The organism is Streptomyces botrytidirepellens (genome assembly GCF_003721215.1).
Lineage (GTDB): Bacteria > Actinomycetota > Actinomycetes > Streptomycetales > Streptomycetaceae > Streptomyces > Streptomyces himastatinicus.
Genome location: NZ_RIBZ01000124.1, coordinates 1 through 19,266, shown reverse-complemented (window position 1 = coordinate 19,266; position 19,266 = coordinate 1). Strand labels below are relative to the sequence as shown.

The 19,266-nt window shown below is 71.1% G+C and carries 12 protein-coding genes; 9 read left to right on the top strand and 3 right to left on the bottom strand.

Features of this window, described 5'->3' with window-relative positions; all coding sequences use genetic code 11:
* Positions 1–15: 15 nt before the first annotated feature.
* Genes EEJ42_RS09770 through EEJ42_RS09760 form a run of 3 tightly spaced genes read right to left on the bottom strand, consistent with a single transcriptional unit; the run spans position 16 to position 3,538 of the window.
* The gene (locus tag EEJ42_RS09770; RefSeq protein WP_123099572.1) at positions 16–984 is read right to left on the bottom strand and encodes an ABC transporter permease; all 969 of its coding nucleotides are present in this window, start codon (positions 982–984) and stop codon (positions 16–18) included.
* Complete coding sequence (locus EEJ42_RS09765; RefSeq protein ID WP_123099571.1) at positions 981–2,015, bottom strand: ABC transporter permease; 1,035 nt, start codon at positions 2,013–2,015, stop codon at positions 981–983. Before EEJ42_RS09765 ends, EEJ42_RS09770 begins: the two co-directional genes overlap by 4 nt.
* Entirely contained in the window at positions 2,012–3,538 is a 1,527-nt protein-coding gene (locus EEJ42_RS09760; protein WP_123099570.1) for a sugar ABC transporter ATP-binding protein, read from the bottom strand. Before EEJ42_RS09760 ends, EEJ42_RS09765 begins: the two co-directional genes overlap by 4 nt.
* A 212-nt stretch (positions 3,539–3,750) precedes the next feature.
* Here EEJ42_RS09760 and EEJ42_RS09755 point away from each other — a divergent pair, with 212 nt between their 5' ends.
* The 9 genes from EEJ42_RS09755 to EEJ42_RS09715 form a co-directional block, all read left to right on the top strand.
* Positions 3,751–6,972 carry an alpha-L-rhamnosidase gene (locus EEJ42_RS09755; RefSeq protein WP_123099569.1) on the top strand — a complete coding sequence of 1,074 codons (3,222 nt, stop codon included), beginning with the start codon at positions 3,751–3,753 and terminating at the stop codon, positions 6,970–6,972.
* Positions 6,973–7,005: 33 nt separating this feature from the next.
* Positions 7,006–8,166: an L-rhamnose isomerase gene (rhaI, locus tag EEJ42_RS09750; protein ID WP_123099568.1), complete on the top strand. Its 1,161-nt coding sequence runs from the start codon at positions 7,006–7,008 to the stop codon at positions 8,164–8,166.
* Positions 8,167–8,226: 60 nt separating this feature from the next.
* Positions 8,227–10,266 (top strand): bifunctional aldolase/short-chain dehydrogenase, encoded by a 2,040-nt coding sequence (locus EEJ42_RS09745; protein WP_123099567.1) that lies wholly within the window; start codon positions 8,227–8,229, stop codon positions 10,264–10,266.
* 157 nt (positions 10,267–10,423) lie between these two features.
* Complete coding sequence (locus EEJ42_RS09740; RefSeq protein WP_123099608.1) at positions 10,424–11,893, top strand: rhamnulokinase; 1,470 nt, start codon at positions 10,424–10,426, stop codon at positions 11,891–11,893.
* A complete protein-coding gene (locus EEJ42_RS09735) occupies positions 11,884–12,636 on the top strand; it encodes a (Fe-S)-binding protein (RefSeq protein WP_123099566.1) in 753 nt (250 codons plus the stop codon). The genes EEJ42_RS09740 and EEJ42_RS09735 overlap by 10 nt, the downstream gene beginning before the upstream one ends.
* Before the next feature lie 29 nt (positions 12,637–12,665).
* Complete coding sequence (locus EEJ42_RS09730) at positions 12,666–14,147, top strand: lactate utilization protein B (protein ID WP_123099607.1); 1,482 nt, start codon at positions 12,666–12,668, stop codon at positions 14,145–14,147.
* Positions 14,144–14,788, top strand: a complete 645-nt coding sequence (locus EEJ42_RS09725; RefSeq protein ID WP_123099565.1) for a LutC/YkgG family protein — start codon at positions 14,144–14,146, stop codon at positions 14,786–14,788. Before EEJ42_RS09730 ends, EEJ42_RS09725 begins: the two co-directional genes overlap by 4 nt.
* 110 nt (positions 14,789–14,898) lie before the next feature.
* Positions 14,899–15,489 carry a hypothetical protein gene (locus EEJ42_RS09720; RefSeq protein ID WP_123099564.1) on the top strand — a complete coding sequence of 197 codons (591 nt, stop codon included), beginning with the start codon at positions 14,899–14,901 and terminating at the stop codon, positions 15,487–15,489.
* Positions 15,489–19,266 (top strand): putative T7SS-secreted protein (locus tag EEJ42_RS09715; RefSeq protein ID WP_123099563.1); only part of this gene is annotated, 3,778 nt, incomplete at its 3' end. The genes EEJ42_RS09720 and EEJ42_RS09715, both read left to right, overlap by 1 nt.

The window sequence follows — 19,266 nt, the reverse complement described above, 5'->3', positions numbered from 1 at the left end:
TCAGCCGTATCTGTGTCAACTCGTCGTGGCGGCGCGCCGATGGCGCCAGGCACTCACGGTGGTGATCAGGCGCGGGGTGAGGACGGACGCCACCAGCAGCAGCCCGGTGACGATCACCTGGACCTCGTTGGCCACGTCGTTGAGGGTCAGCAGGTTCTTCAGGACGCCGATGAGCAGCACCCCGGCGACCGCGCCGAACAGGGTCCCCTTGCCGCCGTCGAAGTCGACCCCGCCCAGCAGGACAGCGGCGATGACCAGCATTTCGAAGCCCTGCCCGTTGTCGGCGCGGGCGCTGCCGTACCGCAGGGTGAACACCACCCCGGCGAAGGCGGAGACGAGCCCCGCCACGACGAACAGCAGCAGCTTGATCCGCTTGACGCGGATGCCCGCGAAGTACGCGGCGTCCTCCTGGGCGCCGATGGCGAACAGCGACCGGCCGAGCCCGGTGGAGTGCAGCACCACGGCGGCGACCACGGCCAGCACGATGAACAGCGCCACCGGATAGGTGAGGAAGGTCCCGGGCACGGTGGTGGTGTCGACCGCCCACTTCGCGTACGTCTCGGGGAAGTCGGTGATGGCGTTCGAACCGAGCACCACCGAGGCCAGCCCCCGGTACAGCGCGAGCGTGCCGATGGTGACGGCGAGCGACGGCAGCCCGACCCGGGTGACCAGCCAGCCGTTGAGCAGCCCGCCGGCCACGCCGACCAGCAGCACGATCGGCACGATGGTCTCGAACGCCCAGCCCTTGTCCCACAGTTCACCGGTCAGCGCGCTGGACAGGCCGAGCATCGAGGCCACCGACAGATCGACCTGCCCGGCCACCACCAGCAGCGTCATCGGCAGCGCCATCAGCGCGACCTCGGCGATGTCGTTGAAGGCGAAGGCGAGGTTGTCGCGGCTCGCGAAGCCGTCCGTCGTACCGAGCCCGGCGACGAAGACGGCCACCAGCAGCACCCCGACCGCGGTGTCCCACCTCGGCTTCATCGCGCGCTCCTCTTCCTCAGCGCACGGGTCATGCGCACGTTCACGATCCGGTCCACGCTGATGGCGGCCAGCAGCAGCGCGCCCGCGATGGCGTCCGCCCAGAAGGAGTCGACCTTCAGCACGGCCAGCGCGCTGCCGATGGTGGTGAGCAGCAGTGCACCCAGCGCCGCGCCCCACACGGTGCCGGTGCCGCCGACGATGGCGACCCCGCCGACCACGACCGCGCTGACCACGGTCAGCTCCCAGCCGTGCGCGTTGTCCGCGACGACGGTCCCGAAGCGGGCCAGCCACAGCGCTCCCGCGAAGCCGGAGACGGCCCCGGAGAAGAGGTACGCGCCGAGCACCCGCCGCCGGATCGGCACCCCGGCGAGCCGGGCGGCCTCGGGGTTGGAGCCGATGGCGTACAGCTCCCGGCCGCTGCGGTACGTCCGCAGGACGTACGCGGTCCCGGCGAGCACCGCTAGGGAGATCAGCGGCAGATACGGCAGCCCCAGGACACTGCCGCTGCCCAGGTCCAGCACGGACTGCGGCACGTCGGCGGCGTTGATCTGCTCCCCTTGCGCCCACCAGTAGTCGAGGCCCTGGATGATGTAGAGCATCCCGAGCGTGACCACCAGCGCGGGCACCTCGCCGAAGCTGACGAGCGATCCGCTGACGAGGCCGCAGACCGCGCCGACAAGGACGCCGAGCAGCAGCACCGTCAGCACCCCGTGGTCCGTCCCCGAGACGAACTTCCCGCAGGCGAAGGCGGACAGGCCCACCACGGAGCCCACCGACAGGTCGACGTTGCGGGTGATGACCACGACGGACTGCCCGACCGCGAGCAGCACCAGGATCGCGGCGTTCAGCAGCAGGTCCTTGATGCCCTGGTCGTTCAGGAAGCGGGGCTCGGCGACCCAGGTGAACAGCACCAGCAGCACCAGCGCGCCCGCGATGCTGATCTCCCGCGCCCGGAAGACGGCGTCGACCAGCGAGCGCGCCGAGCGTTCCGTGTCCGGCGCCGGTGCGGGTTTCTCGACCGTGACCGTCATGCCGCCCTCCCCTCGCCGCCGAGGCCCGTCGCGGCGGCCATCACCGACTCCTCGGTGGCCTCGGCCCGCGGGATCTCGGCGACCAGCCGACCCTCGTGCATCACCAGCACCCGATCGGCCATGCCGAGCACCTCGGGCAGATCGGAGGAGACCATCAGCACCGCGAGCCCCTCGGCGGCCAGCGACGACAGCAGCCGGTGCACCTCGGCCTTCGTCCCGACGTCGATGCCGCGCGTCGGCTCGTCCACGATGAGCACCGCCGGGTCGGTGGCCAGCCACTTGGCGAGCACGACCTTCTGCTGGTTGCCGCCGGACAGCACCCCGACGTGGTCGCCGAGGCTGCCGTACTTCAGCTGGAGCCGCACCGCCCAGTCCGACGCCCGGCCGCGCTCCAGCGCGCGCTTCACCATCCCCGCGCGGCCCAGCCGGTCCAGCCCGGTCAGCCCGATGTTGCGTTCGATGGACATCTCCATGACCAGGCCGCGCTGGCGCCGGTCCTCGGGGACGAGCGCGAGCCCGGCGTCCATGGCGGCGGTCGGCGAGCCGGGCCGCAGCACCGTGCCGCCCACCCGCACCTCTCCCGCGTCCGCCCGGTCCACCCCGAAGACGGCCTGCGCGACCTCGCTGCGCCCGGCGCCGACCAGCCCCGCGAGCGCGACGATCTCCCCGCGCCGCACGTCGAACGACACGTCCCGGAAGACGCCCTCCCGGGTCAGCCTGCGCACGGACAGCGCGGTCTCGCCGACCCGGGTCGGCTGCTTGGGGTACAGCTCCTCCAGGTCCCGGCCGACCATGCGGCGTACGAGGTCGTCCTGCGTCAGCCCGTCCAGCGGCTCGGACGCCACCCAGCGCCCGTCCCGGAGCGTGGTGACCCGCTGACACAGCTCGAAGATCTCCTCCAGCCGGTGCGAGATGAACAGCACCGCGGCGCCCTCCGCCCGCAGCGCCTCGACCACCGCGAAGAGCCGGGCGGTCTCGCTGCCGGTCAGCGCCGCCGTCGGCTCGTCCATGATCAGTACGCGGGCGTCGAAGGAGAGCGCCTTGGCGATCTCCACGATCTGCTGGTCGGCGATGGACAGCCCGCGCGCGGGCCGGTCCGGGTCGAGGTCGACACCGAGCCGCGCCATCAGACCGGCGACCTGCGCCCGTACCGCCTTGTGGTCGATCCGGCCGAGCGCCCGCCGGGGCTGACGGCCCATGAAGATGTTCTCGGCGATCGACAGATCGGGGAAGAGCGTCGGCTCCTGGTAGATCACGGCGATGCCCACGTCGCGGGCGTCGGCGGGGCCGTGGAAGACCACCGGTTCGCCGTCCAGCAGCACCTCGCCGGAGTCCGGCCGGTGCACTCCGGCCAGCGCCTTGATGAGCGTCGACTTGCCCGCGCCGTTCTCCCCGGCCAGGGCGTGCGCCTCCCCGGCGAAGAGCTCGAGCGAGACGTCCCGGAGGGCCCGTACGGCGCCGAAGGACTTGTTCACCCCCTTGAGGGCGAGGACCGGAACGCCGGTCGGAACTGACTGGCTCACGGAGTCTCCTGATGCGTGCCGAACACGGTGCGAATGAAATGTTTCAATGCGGATTCCGGGAAGCTAGCTCCGAGCCATGGGCCCGTCAAGGGGGTGCGCAGCAGGTAAATCCCCTCCGCGCACGACCACTTGACGCACCCCGGCGACCGGCCCTACGGTCCAGGCGCCTGTCGATTGAATCGTTTTCATCCAGCCGTCCCTGGAGGAAGCTCGTGATCAGCAGACGCCACCTGCTCGCCACCACCGCTGCCACCGGTACGGCCCTCACGGGTCTGCCCGCACTCGCCCCGTCCGCCGCCGCGGAGAACCGCCCCACCGCGGGACTGCGGATCCGGAGCACCACGGTCGAGTACGCCACCCGCCCGCTCGGCCTGGACACCCCCCACCCCCGGCTGACCTGGATCCTCGAATCCGACGCCCGCGACCAGTCGCAGAGCGCCTACCGCATCCGGATCGCCACCTCCCCGGACCGGCTCGACGACCCGGACGTCTGGGACAGCGGCAAGCGCACATCGGGCCAGTCGGCCCTGGTCCGCTACGACGGCCCGGCCCTGCGCCCGCGCACCCGCTACCACTGGTCCGTACGCGTCTGGGACGACCGCGGCCGCCCCTCCCCGTGGTCGGCCCCCGACTGGTGGGAGACCGGGCTGCTCGGCGCCGGGCAGTGGCAGGCGCGCTGGATCACCGCGCCCGCCGAAGTGACCGCGCCCCCGCACCTGGACGGCGCCACCTGGATCTGGTTCCCCGAAGGCGACCCGTCCGCCGACGCCCCGGCGGCCACCCGCTGGTTCCGCACCACGGTCCGGACTACCGGCACCGTCCGGCGCGCCCGCCTGGTCGTGGCGGCCGACGACGGCTTCACCGCCCACGTGGACGGCACCGAGGTCGCCGCCCGCGAGGCGCTGGGCGTGGCCAAGGCATGGGCGCACCCGGTCACCGTCGACGTCACCGAACACCTGCGCCGGGGAGCGGCCACCCTCGCGATCGCGGCCACCAACGCCGAGCAGGGTCCGGCGGGTCTGCTGGCCACCCTGGCGCTCACTTACGAGGATGGCACCCCCGAGGACGGCACCACCCACCACCACACGGACCGGACCTGGCGCACCACCGACCGCCGGCCACCCGCCACCTGGACCTCCCCCGGCCACGACGACAGCGACTGGACCACCGCCAAGGAGCTCGCCCCCTGGGGCGGCGGGCCGTGGGGCAGGGTGCTGCCGCAACAGTCGCCCGCCCAGCTGCGCCGCACCTTCCGGCTCGGCCGGAAGCCCGTCGCCCGCGCCCGGCTGTACGCCACCGCGCTCGGCCTCTACGAGGCCCACCTCAACGGCGTCCGCGTCGGCCACGACCAACTGACCCCCGGCTGGACCGACTACCGCAAGCGCGTGCAGTACCAGACGTACGACGTCACCGACGCCCTGCGGCGCGGCACCAACGCCATCGGCGTGACCCTCGCCCCCGGCTGGTACGCCGGAAACGTCGCCTGGCTCGGCCAGCACCAGTACGGCACCCGCCCCGCGCTGCTCGCCCAGCTGGAGGTCACGTACACCGACGGCAGCACCGAGCGCGTCACCACCGACCCCGAGTGGCGCGCCGCCACCGGCCCGCTGCTGACCGCCGACCTGCTGATGGGCGAGGCGTACGACGCCCGCAAGGAGACCCCGGGCTGGACGTCACCGGGCTTCGACGACACCGGGTGGCAACCCGCCACCACCGCCGCGGACATCGCCACCGAGGTGGTGGCCCAGGTCGACGCGCCGACCCGGGTGGAACGCGAGCTGACACCCGTCAAACGCACCGAACCCACCCCGGGCGTCCACCTCTTCGACCTGGGCCAGAACATGGTCGGCAGCGTCCGCCTCACCGTCTCGGGACCGGCCGGCCACACGGTCCGGATCCGCCACGCCGAAGTGCTGAACCCCGACGGCACCGCGTACACCGCCAATCTGCGCACCGCCCACCCCACCGACACGTACACCCTGAAGGGCGGTGGCACCGAGACCTACACACCGCGCTTCACCTTCCACGGCTTCCGCTACGTCGAGGTCACCGGCTACCCCGGCACACCGCCCCTGGACGCGGTGACCGGCCGGGTCATGCACACCGCCGCCCCGTTCACCATGTCCTTCCGCACCGACGTGCCGATGCTGAACCAACTGCACTCCAACATCACCTGGGGCCAGCGCGGCAACTTCCTCTCCGTCCCCACCGACACCCCGGCCCGCGACGAACGGCTCGGCTGGACCGGGGACATCAACGTCTTCTCCGGCACGGCCGCGTACACCATGGAGTCGGCCCGCTTCCTCACCAAGTGGCTCCAGGACCTGCGCGACGGACAGGGCTCGGACGGCGCCTTCCCCGATGTGGCCCCGGTCGTCAGCGGCCTCGGCAGCGGCACCGCGGGCTGGGGCGACGCCGGGGTGACCGTCCCCTGGAACCTGTACCAGGCGTACGGCGACACCCGGGTCCTGCGCGAGAACTGGCCCGCCATGCGCCGCTGGATCGCGTACCTGGAGAAGCACAGCTCGGACCTGCTGCGCCCCGCCGAGGGCTACGGCGACTGGCTCAACGTGGACGCCGAGACCCCCAAGGACGTCATCGGCACCGCCTACTTCGCCCACGCCACCGACCTCGTCGCCCGCACGGCACACGTCCTCCGCGAGGACCCCGCCCCCTACGAGGACCTGCTGGCCCGCATCAAGAGCGCGTTCACCGCCGCGTACGTCTCCGACGACGGCAAGGTCAAGGGCGACACCCAGACGGGTTACGTCCTGGCGCTCTCCATGGACCTGCTGCCCGCCGCCCTTCGCCGCCCGGCGGCCGACCGCCTCGTCGCCCTGATCGAGGCCCGCGACGGGCACCTGTCCACCGGCTTCCTCGGCACCCCGCGGCTGCTCCCGACGCTCACCGCGACCGGCCACACCGACCTGGCCCACCGCCTGCTCCGGCAGCGCACCTTCCCCTCCTGGGGCTACCAGATCGACCGGGGCGCGACCACGATGTGGGAGCGCTGGGACTCCATCAAGCCGGACGGCGGCTTCCAGGACGTCGGGATGAACTCCTTCAACCACTACGCCTACGGCTCGGTCGGCGAGTGGATGTACCAGAACATCACCGGCATCGCCCCCGCCGCCCCCGGCTTCCGCCGGATCCTCGTCCGGCCCCGCCCCGGCGGCGACGTCCGCTCGGCCGAAGGCCGCTACGACTCCCTCTACGGGCCGATTACCACCCGCTGGTCACAGCGGGACGGGGCGTTCACGCTCACGGTCTCGGTACCGGTCAACACCACCGCCGAGATCTGGGTGCCCGCGCGCCGCGAAGCCGACGTGACCCAGCGGGGCGCCCGGTTCCTGCGGCTGGCCGACGGCTGCGCGGTGTACGCCGCGGGCTCGGGTTCGTACCGCTTCTTGACGCGCACCGACGTGCGCGCTTAGCTTTCTTGAATCGTTTCACTCCCAAGGAGACCCATGTCTGACGTTCCGGCCGTGAAGGCAGCCCTCAAGAGCCAGGCGATCGAGACGCCGTCATGGGCGTACGGCAACTCCGGAACCCGTTTCAAGGTCTTCGCCCAGCCCGGTGTCCCCCGCACCCCCCAGGAGAAGCTGGACGACGCCGCCCAGGTGCACGCCTTCACCGGCGTCGCCCCCACTGTCGCCCTGCACATCCCCTGGGACAAGGTGGACGACTACGCGGCGCTCGCCAAGTACGCCCAGGAGCGCGGGCTGAAGCTGGGAGCGATCAACTCCAACGTCTTCCAGGACGACGACTACAAGCTGGGCTCGGTCACCCACCCCGACCCGGCGGTCCGCCGCAAGGCCGTGGACCACCTCCTGGAGTGCGTCGACATCATGGACGCCACCGGCTCCCGCGACCTCAAGCTCTGGTTCTCCGACGGCACCAACTACCCCGGCCAGGACGACATCGCCGCCCGCCAGGACCGCCTCGCCGAGGCCCTGAGCACCGTCTACGACCGGCTCGGGGACGACCAGCGCATGCTGCTGGAGTACAAGTTCTTCGAGCCCGCCTTCTACACCACCGACGTCCCGGACTGGGGCACCGCCTACGCCCACTGCCTGAAGCTCGGCCCCAAGGCCCAGGTCTGCGTCGACACCGGCCACCACGCCCCGGGCACCAACATCGAGTTCATCGTCGCGCTGCTCCTCCGCGAGAAGAAGCTCGGCGCCTTCGACTTCAACTCCCGCTTCTACGCCGACGACGACCTCATGGTCGGCGCCGCCGACCCCTTCCAGCTCTTCCGCATCATGTACGAGGTCATCCGCGGCGGCGGCCTCACCCCGGACATCGCGTTCATGCTCGACCAGTGCCACAACATCGAGCCCAAGATCCCGGCGATCATCCGCTCGGTGATGAACGTCCAGGAGGCCACCGCCAAGGCCCTCCTCGTCGACCGCGACGCCCTCGCCACCGCCCAGCGGTCGGGCGACGTCCTCGGCGCCAACGCGGCCTTGATGGACGCGTACAACACCGACGTACGCCCCCTCCTCGCCGAGGTGCGCGAGGAACTGGGCATCGACCCCGACCCGATGGCCGCGTACCGGGCGTCCGGCTGGGCGGACCGGATCGTCGCGGAGCGCGTGGGCGGCGAACAGGCGGGCTGGGGCGCGTAGCCCCTGCGTACCCCCGTCCCTTCCTCCCCAGACAGGTCCGCACCCCACACAGAGGACGACATGACCGCAGAACTCCACCCCGAGGCGGCCACGCTGCTGGAGCGGAGCCACCGCCTCGGCGCCGATCCGCGCAACACCAACTACGCGGGCGGCAACACCTCCGCCAAGGGCACCGACACCGACCCCGTCACCGGCCAGGACGTCGAGCTGATGTGGGTCAAGGGCTCGGGCGGCGACCTGGGCACCCTCGCCCCCGCCGGGCTCGCCGCGCTCCGCCTGGACCGCCTCCGCGCGCTCACCGGCGTCTACCCGGGGGTGGAGCGCGAGGACGAGATGGTCGCCGCGTTCGACTACTGCCTCCACGGCAAGGGCGGCGCGGCGCCGTCCATCGACACCGCCATGCACGGCCTGGTCGACGCCGCCCATGTGGACCACCTCCACCCCGACTCCGGCATCGCCCTCGCCTGCGCAGCCGACGGCGAGGCGCTCACCAAGGAGTGCTTCGGCAACCAGGTGGTCTGGGTGCCCTGGCGCCGCCCCGGCTTCCAGCTGGGCCTGGACATCGCCGCCATCAAGAAGGCCAACCCCCAGGCCATCGGCTGCATCCTCGGCGGCCACGGCATCACCGCCTGGGGCGACACCTCCACCGAATGCGAGGCCAACTCCCTACGCATCATCCGCACCGCCGAGAAGTTCCTCGCCGAACGCGGCAAGACGGACCCCTTCGGCCCCGTAGTCCACACCACCCTCCCCCAGGCCGAACGCCGCGCCCGCGCCGCCGCCCTCGCCCCGGTCATCCGCGGCCTGGCCTCCACCGACCGTCCGCAGGTGGGCCACTTCACGGACAGCGACACCGTGCTGGACTTCATCTCCCGCGCCGAACACCCCCGCCTGGCGGCGCTGGGCACCTCGTGCCCGGACCACTTCCTCCGTACGAAGGTCCGCCCCCTCGTGCTGGACCTCCCGCCGGACGCGCCCCTGGACGAGGCGATCGACCGCCTCAAGGAACTCCACGCCACCTACCGCACCGACTACGCGGCCTACTACGACCGCCACGCCACCCCCGACTCCCCCGCGATGCGCGGCGCGGACCCGGCGATCGTGCTGATCCCGGGCGTGGGGATGTTCAGCTACGGCAAGGACAAGCAGACGGCCCGGGTCGCGGGCGAGTTCTACGTCAACGCGATCAACGTGATGCGGGGCGCCGAGGCGGTGTCGTCCTACGCGCCCATCGAGGAGTCGGAGAAGTTCCGCATCGAGTACTGGGCGCTGGAAGAGGCCAAGCTCCAGCGCATGCCGAAGCCCAAGCCCCTCGCCACCCGGGTCGCCCTGGTGACCGGCGCGGGCTCGGGCATCGGCAAGGCGATCGCCCACCGCCTGGTGGCAGAGGGCGCCTGCGTCGTCGTGGCAGACCTGAACGCGGACTCAGCGGCAGCCGTGGCCCAAGAGCTGGGCGGCCCGGACAAGGCAATCCCCGTAACAGCAGACGTCACCAAAGAAGACGACATCAAGGAAGCCTTCACCACCGCAGCCCTGGCCTTCGGCGGCGTGGATCTCCTGGTCAACAACGCCGGGATCAGCATCTCCAAACCGCTCCTCGACACCACCGCCAAGGACTGGGACCTCCAGCACGACATCATGGCGCGCGGTTCCTTCCTCGCCTCGCGCGAGGCGGCCCGCGTGTTCATCGCCCAGAACATGGGCGGCGACATCGTCTACATCGCCTCCAAGAACGCGGTCTTCGCGGGCCCCAACAACATCGCGTACTCCGCCACCAAGGCCGACCAGGCACACCAAGTACGCCTTCTAGCCGCCGAGTTGGGCGGTCACGGCATCCGCGTCAACGGGGTCAACCCCGATGGCGTCGTCCAGGGCAGCGGCATCTTCGCGGGCGGCTGGGGCGCGCAGCGCGCCGCGGTGTACGGGGTGCCCGAGGAGAAGCTGGGCGAGTTCTACGCCCAGCGCACCCTGCTCAAGCGCGAGGTGCTCCCGTCCCACGTGGCGAACGCGGTCTTCGCGCTCACCGGCGGCGATCTGTCCCACACCACGGGCCTGCACATCCCGGTCGACGCGGGGGTCGCGGCGGCGTTCCTGCGCTGACGCGCGCGTGAGGGGGACGGGGCCCCGGAAGGCCCCGGCCCCCGCCCGTACGAAACCCACCGCACCCCTTCCGCACACCCACCCCCACCACGAGGTCAACGTGTCCAGAGAACACCGCTTCGCCGCCGTGGACCTCGGTGCGTCCAGCGGCCGCGTCATGGTCGGCCGGGTCACCCCGGACACGCTGACGCTCCACGAGGTGCACCGCTTCCCCAATGAACCGGTGCGCCTCAACGGCACCCTGCACTGGAACATCCTGTCCCTCCACCAGGGCGTCCTGACCGGCCTCAAAGCAGCGGCGCACGGCACCGACACCCCCCTGACCAGCATCGGCATCGACAGCTGGGCCGTCGACTACGGCCTGCTCGACACCACCGGCTCGCTCCTCGGCAACCCCGTCCACTACCGCGACACCCGCACCGCCGACGCGGCGGACACCGTCTCGGCGGCCATCCCACCCGCGGCCCTCTACGCGGCGACGGGCCTCCAGCACCTCCCCTTCAACACGATCTACCAGCTCGTCGCCGCCCGCGGCACCCCCGCCCTGGCCGCCGCCCACCGCCTGCTCCTCATCCCCGATCTCATCGCGTACTGGCTGACGGGCGAGGCGGGCACGGAGCTGACGAACGCGTCAACCACCCAGCTCATCGACCCCCGCACGCGCGCCTGGTCCCCCCACATCGCGGACACCCTCGGCATCGACCTCGCCCTCTTCCCGCCCCTCCGGGACCCCGGCACCCCCGCCGGAACCCTCCTCCCGGACGTCCTCGCCGCAACCGGCCTCGCCCACCACACCCCCGTGACGGCGGTCGGCTCGCACGACACCGCCTCCGCCGTCGTCGGCGTCCCCGCCACGAGCCCCCGCTTCGCGTACATCGCCACGGGCACCTGGTCGCTGGCCGGGCTGGAGCTGGACGCGCCGGTCCTCACCGAGGCGAGCCGGCTGGCGAACTTCACCAATGAGCTGGGCGTGGACGGCACGGTGCGCTACCTGCGCAACATCATGGGCCTGTGGCTGCTCCAGGAGTGCCTGCGCACCTGGGAGAACGCCGGAGACCAACACCACCTCCCCACCCTCCTCGAAGCAGCAAGCCACGCCACCCCCCTGCGCTCCGTCGTGGACGCGGGCGACCCGGCGTTCATCGCCCCCGGCAACATGCCCGACCGCATCGCCGCCGCCTGCCACCGCACCGGCCAGCCCGCTCCCCGTACGCCCGTCGAGACGACCCGCTGCGTCCTGGACTCCCTCGCCCTGGCGCACCGCCGCGCGCTCCGGGACGCCGTCCGCCTGTCGGGCCGTACGGTCGACACCGTGCACATCGTCGGCGGTGGCGCGCACAACACCCTGCTGTGCCAGCTCACGGCCGACGCCTGCGGCCTCCCGGTGGTCGCGGGCCCGGCCGAGGCGGCGGCGCTCGGAAACGTCCTGATCCAGGCGCGCACGGCCGGAACGATCAGCGGCGGGCTGCCGGAACTCCGCGCGCTGCTTCACAGCACCCAGCCGCTGAGGCAGTATGAGCCCACGGGTGATCACTCGGCGTGGGACAGGGCAGCTTCCCGCCTGGAAGGCGCACAGGTCACCGCGACCGAGGAGGCCGAGGCGGCCGAGGAGGAACCGTGCGGGTAGCGCTCTTCATCACCTGCGTCAACGACACGCTGTATCCGCGTACCGGCCAGGCCGTGGTCACCCTGCTGGAGCGGCTGGGCGTGGAGGTGGGCTTCCCGCCCGAGCAGAGCTGCTGCGGCCAGCCGCAGTTCAACACGGGCTACCGCCACGACACCGAGCCCCTCCTGCGCCGCTATGCCACCGCGTTCCGCGGCTACGACTACGTCGTCACGCCCTCCGGGTCGTGCGCCGCGATGGTGCGCGACAACTATCCGAGGATGGGCGCGAAGGCCGCCGCCGAGGGCCGTGGCCAGGAGCTGGCGGACCTGGCGGCCACCGTCGTCCCGAAGACGTACGAGCTGACGGAGTTCCTCACCGAGGTGCTCGAGGTGACGGACGTCGGCGCCTACTACCCGCACACCGTCACGTACCACCCCACCTGCCACGGTCTGCGCATGCTCCACCTGGGCGACCGCCCGCGCACACTCCTCTCCGCCGTCAAGGGGCTGGACCTGGTGGAGTTGCCGGGCGCGGAGGAGTGCTGCGGTTTCGGTGGCACGTTCGCGGTCAAGAACGCGGCCGTGTCGGCGGCGATGGGCGCGGACAAGGCGCGCAACATCACGGCGACCGGCGCCGAGTCGGTCTGTACGGTCGACAATTCCTGCCAGATGCACATCGGCGGCACCCTCGCCCGCCAGGGTTCGGCGGTCCGCCCGGTGCACATCGCCGAGATCCTGGCCAGCACGGAAGGAGACGTCTGGTGAGCGGAACCCACCAAGCCACCTATCTGGGGATGCCCGCCTTCCCGGCGGCGGCCGACGCCTCCACCCGCAACACCCAGCTGCGAGCCAACCTGCGCCACGCCACGCACACCATCCGCGCGAAGCGCGCCACGGCCGTGTCCGAGCTGGACGACTGGCAGCGGCTGCGCACCGCGGGCGCGGCCATCAAGGACCGTACGCTGCGCCATCTCGACCACTACCTGGAGCAGCTGGAGAGCGCGGTCACGGCGGCCGGGGGCCAGGTGCACTGGGCGGGCGATGCCGACGAGGCGAACCGCATCGTCACCGACCTGGTGCGGGCCACGGGCGAACGCGAGGTCGTCAAGGTCAAGTCGATGGCGACGCAGGAGATCGGGCTGAACGGCGCCCTGTCCTCCGCCGGGATCACGGCGTACGAAACCGATCTCGCCGAGCTGATCGTGCAGCTCGGTGACGACCTCCCGTCCCACATCCTGGTCCCGGCCATCCATCGCAACCGCGGCGAGATCCGCGACATCTTCACCGAGCGGATGGCCGGGTGGGGCCGCCCGGCCCCGGAGGGCCTGACCGACGCCCCCGCCGATCTGGCGGAAGCCGCCCGTCTCCACCTCCGCGAGAAGTTCCTGAACGCCAAGGTGGGGATCTCCGGCGCCAACTTCATGATCGCGGAGACCGGGACCCTGGTCGTCGTCGAGTCCGAGGGCAACGGCCGGATGTGTCTGACCCTCCCCGAGACGCTGATCTCCGTCGTCGGCATCGAGAAGGTGGTTCCCACCTTCCAGGACCTGGAGGTGTTCCTCCAGCTCCTCCCCCGCTCCTCGACCGCGGAGCGGATGAACCCGTACACCTCCACCTGGACCGGCACCACGGACGGCGACGGCCCGCGCGCCTTCCACCTCGTCCTGCTGGACAACGGCCGCACCGACACCCTCGCCGACACCGTGGGCCGCCAGGCGCTGCGCTGCATCCGCTGTTCGGCGTGTCTGAACGTGTGCCCGGTGTACGAGCGGGCCGGCGGCCATGCGTACGGCTCGGCGTACCCCGGCCCGATCGGCGCCATCCTCACCCCGCAACTGCGCGGCACCCAGAGCGAGTTGGACGCCTCCCTGCCGTACGCGTCCTCCCTGTGCGGTGCGTGCTACGAGGTGTGCCCGGTGGCCATCGACATTCCCGAGGTCCTGGTGCACCTGCGCGAGCGGGTGGTCGAGGGCGGCCCGGCGTCGGTGCGCGGCACCCGCGCGGTGGTCAAGCCCGCCAAGGGCCACGCCGCGGAGCGGGCCGCCATGCGGGCGGCGAGCTGGGCCCTGGACCACCCCGGCGTGCTGCGCACCGGCCAGCGCCTGGCCGCCCGCACCCGCCGCTTCCACCCGCGCCGCCTGCCGGGGCCGGGGCGGGCGTGGAGCGACACGCGGGACCTGCCGAAGGTGCCCGCGGAGTCGTTCCGCGACTGGTGGCAACGGACGCGGGGCGATGGCGGAACCGTTGACGCCCACGACGCGAGGAAAACCCCATGAGTTCCCGAGCCCTGGTGATGGCGCGTATCCGCCGCGCCCTGGCCGATGTGCCGCGCGCGGAGACACCGTCCGAGGTGGCGGTCGACCGTACGTACCACCGCGTCCACGGCGACCGCACCACCGCCGAGACGGTCGACCTGCTTGCCGAGAACCTGGCCGACTACCGCGCGATCGTGCACCGCACTACGGCCTCCGACCTGCCCGCCCTGATCGCGAGCCTGCTCACCGCGCGCGGTGCGACGAGTGTGGTCGCTCCGTCCGGCCTGCCCGCCGAGTGGCTGTCCGCGACCGATGTCGTACGGCTGACGGACTCCCCCGACCAGACGCCCCACGATCTGGACGACGTGTCCAGCGTGGTTACCGCCTGCGCGCTGGCCATCGCCGAGACCGGCACCATCGTCCTGGACGCCGACACCGACCAGGGCCGCCGCCGCATCTCCCTCGTCCCCGACCACCACATCTGTGTGATCCGCGTCCCGGCCCAGGTGGTGGACTCGGTCCCGCAGGCTCTCGAACGCCTCGACCCGGCCCGCCCGTTGACCTGGATCTCGGGCCCGTCGGCGACGAGCGACATCGAGTTGGACCGCGTGGAAGGCGTCCACGGCCCCCGCACCCTGGAAGCGGTCCTCGTAGCGGACTGAGACCCTCGCCATGAAATTCGAACACGCCGCGCACCCTCCGTCGCTCGCGGTGACCACGTGTCGTACGGTGCTGGTTGGATGGGGGCCGTGTCGAACGGGGAGGGCGAGCGGTGAGCGGCGGCGGCGCCAAGGGCGGCAACATAGATCTGGCTTTCGACAAGGATTCGCAGGCCGAGATAGTGAAGGGCCTGCGGGCGGCGATCGGCGAGCTGAGGGACATCGCCTCGGCGTCGGACGCCGAGACGGGGGCGGGGTTCGAAGAGCTGTCCATGACGTCCATGGAGGCCGGACACAACGGCCTGGCCAAGGACTTCGAGGACTTCTGCGAACTGTGGGACTGGGGTGTGCGCGGCTTGATCGAGGACGCCAGCAAGCTCGCGGAGAAGGTGGGACTGGCGGCCGGCTCGCAGTGGGAGCAGGAGCAGTACGCCCAGGGGACGTTCAAGGTGGCCGCGAACTCGATGCTGGGCAATCCGCACCTGGATGAAAAGACGGTCGTGAAGAAGGACATGGGTGAGCTGATCTCGGTCGACACCTGGACGCCGGACTACAGCAAGGAGTCCTTCGAGAAGAGCGCGGCCGACTCTGAGAAGGCATGGGACGCCGCCGGCGAGGAGGCGGGCCATCGGTATAAATCGACCGGCATTCAGCACTTCGTCGACCAGGCTGCCGAGGAGAGCGCCAAGAGGGGCGACCGCTGATGGGCTGGGACCTGACCCCCGACTTCGTCGACGACGCCGTCGAGAAGGGCGGGGAGCTCATCGGCGACGGCGTCGAATGGGCCGGCAACAAGACCGCGGACGGGCTGGACAAGGTCGGCTGGGAGAGCGGCGCGGACTTCGTCCGCGACAAGTCCCGCTCCACCGCGAACTACCTGGGCGCGGACGTCGCCGAGATGCAGCTCGGGGAGACCGAGGACCCCAAGAAGCTGATCTACGGCAGCGTGAGCAGGATCCGCTCCACGGCGAAGCACCTGAAGGACTTCCAGTCGGCGTTCGAGAAGGTCGGCAACGGCCTGAAGGCGCTGGACTCCTCCCACTGGAAGGGCGAGGCCGCCGACGCCTTCCGGGACGAGGTGTCGGTCAAGCCGAAGGAGTGGTTCAAGGCCGCGGACGCGTGCAAGAAGGCCGCCGGGGCGCTGGAGGACTTCGCCGGGACCGTGGAGTGGGCGCAGGGCCAGGCGCAGGACGCGATCGACGCGTACAAGGCGGCCAAGACCGCGTCCGAGGAGGCCCGTTCCGCGCACAACGCCAAGGTGGACGCGTACAACACCGCCGCCGAGGCGTACAACGCGAAGGTGGACGACGGCAAGGACCCGGGCAAGAAGCCCACCAAGCCGGGCGAGTTCCACGACCCCGGCACGGCCAAGGCGAAGGCGGCGCAGGAGAAGCTGGACGAGGCGCGCCGCCAGCGGGACGAGGCGGTCATCGCGGCGCGCAAGGCGGTCCAGCAGGCCAAGGACGCGGCCCCGCCGAAGCCGTCGTACGGCGAGCAGTTCGGGGCCGGCCTGGATGGGCTGGGCGCGGACGCGATGCACTTGACGGGCGGAGTCATCAAGGGCGTCGCGGGGCTGAACTCGTTCGCGCGCAGCCTGAATCCGATGGACCCGTACAACCTGACCCACCCGGCTGAGTACCTCACGGGTCTGAACAGCACGGCGGCCCAGCTCCACACGGTGGCCAGCAACCCGGGCGCGGCCCTCAAGAACATGTACAACGAGTTCTCCAAGGACCCTTCGGAAGGTTTTGGCCGGGCCCTCCCCGAGCTGCTCGGCACGAAGGGCGCAGGCCGCCTGAAGGAGGCGGCGCGCCTGGGCAAGGCGCGCAAGACCCTGAAGAACGAGGGGCCGCACGGCGCCGGGCGCAGGGATGGCGACAAGACTTGCGGCTGGGACCCGATCGACCTCGCCACGGGGAAGATGTTCCTGCCGCAAACCGATGTCTCCCTGCCCGGTGCGTTGCCGTTGGTGTTCAGGCGCCGGGTTGAGTCCGGCTATTCGGCGGGGCGCTGGTTCGGCCCGTCCTGGTCGAGTACCGCTGACCAACGGCTGGAGATTGACGCCGAAGGCGTCATCTTCGTCAGCGAGGACGGGGTGCTGCTGTCCTACCCGCACCCCGCACCCGATGTCCCAACCCTCCCGGAGGCAGGCCCACGCTGGCCTCTGGAGCGGGACCCTCATGGCGACTACACGCTCACCGACCCCGACACCGGCTGCATCCGCCACTTCAACGGTCCACGGGGCGTGGACCCGGGCGGCGACGGGATCGCCCCGCTGGACCAGATATCCGACCGCTCCGGCCACTGGATCACCTTCGAGTACGACGCCGAGGGCGCCCCGACCGCCATCGCGCACAGCGCCGGATACGAGCTGAAGCTCAGCACCGCCGAGGGCCGGATCACCGCCCTCCACCTGGCGGGCGCGGCCGAGGGCGGCAACGACCGGGAGCTGGTCCGCTACGGGTACACCGACGGCAACCTCACCGGCGTGACGGGCTCCTCCGGCCTCCCCCTGCGGTTCGAGTACGACGACGAGCGCCGCGTCATCGCTTGGATCGATACCAACGACCGCCGGTACGACTACGTCTACGACCACCGGGACCGCTGCATCGCCGAGGGTGGCGAGGCGGGCCACGTATCCATCCACCTCTCGTACGACGAGGTCGACCAGGCAACCGGCCACCGCGTCACGATCGTCACCACGCCCGAGGGTCACACCACGCGGTATCTCGTCAATGACAAGGCGCAGGCGGTCGCCGAGACCAACCCCCTGGGCCACACCACCCGCACCGAGTACGACCGCTACGACCGCGTCCTCTCCCGCACCGATGCGCTGGGCCGCACCACTGCTTTCGCCTACGACGAGGCGGGCCACCTCACCCGGATCACCGCCCCCGACGGCAGCGAGTCCACGGCGACGTACAACGACCTCGGCCAGCCGACGTCCATCACGGGCCCGGACGGCGCCACCTGGACCCAGACGTACGACGAGGCGGGCCGCCCCACGTCGGCCACCGACCCGGCAGGCCACACGACCCGTTTCTCCTACGACTCGTACGGCCACCTGTCGTCCGTCACCAACGCGCTGGATGAAACGACCCAGGTCCGCTGCGACAAGGCGGGCCTGCCGGTGGAGATCACCGACCCACTGGGGGCGGTGACCCGCTACGAACGCGACGCTTTCGGCCGCCCCATCACAATCACCGACGCGCTCGGCGCCACCACCCACCTCAGCTGGACGGTGGAAGGAAAACTCACCCGCCGTACCAACCCCGATGGCTCCACGGAAACCTGGACGTACGACGGCGAAGGCAACTGCACCACCCACACCGACGCCATCGGCGCCACCACGACCTTCGAATACACCCACTTCGACCTGCTCGCAGCCCGCACCGACCCGAACGGCGTCCGCTACGAGTTCGAGCACGACACGGACCTGCGCCTCACTCAAGTCACTAACCCGCAGGGCCTGACCTGGGATTACGTCTACAACTCCGCAGGCCACCTCACCTCCGAGACGGACTTCGACGACCGCACCGTCACGTACGAACACGACGCGGCGGGCCAGTTGCTCCGCCGTACCAACCCCCTGGGCCAGACCATTGCGTATGAGTACGACGCCCTCGGCCAGATCACCCGCAAGACCGCCGACGACCAAGCGACGACCCTCACCTACGACCCAGCGGGCCGCCTAACCGCAGCCACCGGTCCCGACACCGAGGTGATCTATCAGCGCGATCGCCTGGGCCGGATCAAGTCCGAGATGGTGAACGGCCGCGTCCTGGCCCACACATACGACTCCCTGGGCCGGCGCACTCGCCGTGTAACCCCAAGCGGCGCGATCACCACATACACCTACGACGCGGCAGGCAACCGCACCGCCCTGACCGCCGGTGGCCACACATTGGCCTCCGAACACGACGCGGCAGGCCGCGAGACAACTCGCCGCATCGGCGACACCCTCACCGTCACCAACACCTGGGACCCCCTGGGCCGCCTGACCGAACAATCCCTGACGGGCGCATCCGACGCGTCCCTCATCCAGCACCGCGCCTACACCTACCGCGCAGACGGCAATGTCACCGCAATCAACGACCGTCTGAACGGCCCGAGCAGCTTCGACCTGGACGCGGCAGGCCGCGTGACAACGGTCCGCGCCACCGGCTGGACCGAGACGTACGCCTACGACGAAGCAGGCAACCAAACCCAAGCGGCGTGGCCCACCAACGGTGCACCCCAGGAAGCCACCGGCCCCCGTACCTACACCGGCACCCGCATCACCCGCGCCGGAAATCTGCGCTACGAACACGACGCCGGGGGCCGCCTCACCCTCCGCCAGAAGACCCGCCTCTCGAAGAAGCCCGACACCTGGCACTACACCTGGGACTCCGAAGACCGCCTCACCACCGTCACCACCCCCGACGGCACGGTATGGCGCTACCTCTACGACCCCTTCGGCCGCCGCACCACAAAACAACGCC

Bases quoted from the DNA above. Each gene is read 5' to 3' on its own strand.
- EEJ42_RS09770 (WP_123099572.1), bottom strand. From the start codon at position 984: ATGAAGCCGAGGTGGGACACCGCGGTCGGGGTGCTGCTGGTGGCCGTC.
- EEJ42_RS09765 (WP_123099571.1), bottom strand. From the start codon at position 2,015: ATGACGGTCACGGTCGAGAAACCCGCACCGGCGCCGGACACGGAACGC.
- rhaI (WP_123099568.1), top strand. From the start codon at position 7,006: ATGTCTGACGTTCCGGCCGTGAAGGCAGCCCTCAAGAGCCAGGCGATC.
- EEJ42_RS09745 (WP_123099567.1), top strand. From the start codon at position 8,227: ATGACCGCAGAACTCCACCCCGAGGCGGCCACGCTGCTGGAGCGGAGC.
- EEJ42_RS09740 (WP_123099608.1), top strand. From the start codon at position 10,424: ATGGTCGGCCGGGTCACCCCGGACACGCTGACGCTCCACGAGGTGCAC.
- EEJ42_RS09730 (WP_123099607.1), top strand. From the start codon at position 12,666: ATGCCCGCCTTCCCGGCGGCGGCCGACGCCTCCACCCGCAACACCCAG.
- EEJ42_RS09725 (WP_123099565.1), top strand. From the start codon at position 14,144: ATGAGTTCCCGAGCCCTGGTGATGGCGCGTATCCGCCGCGCCCTGGCC.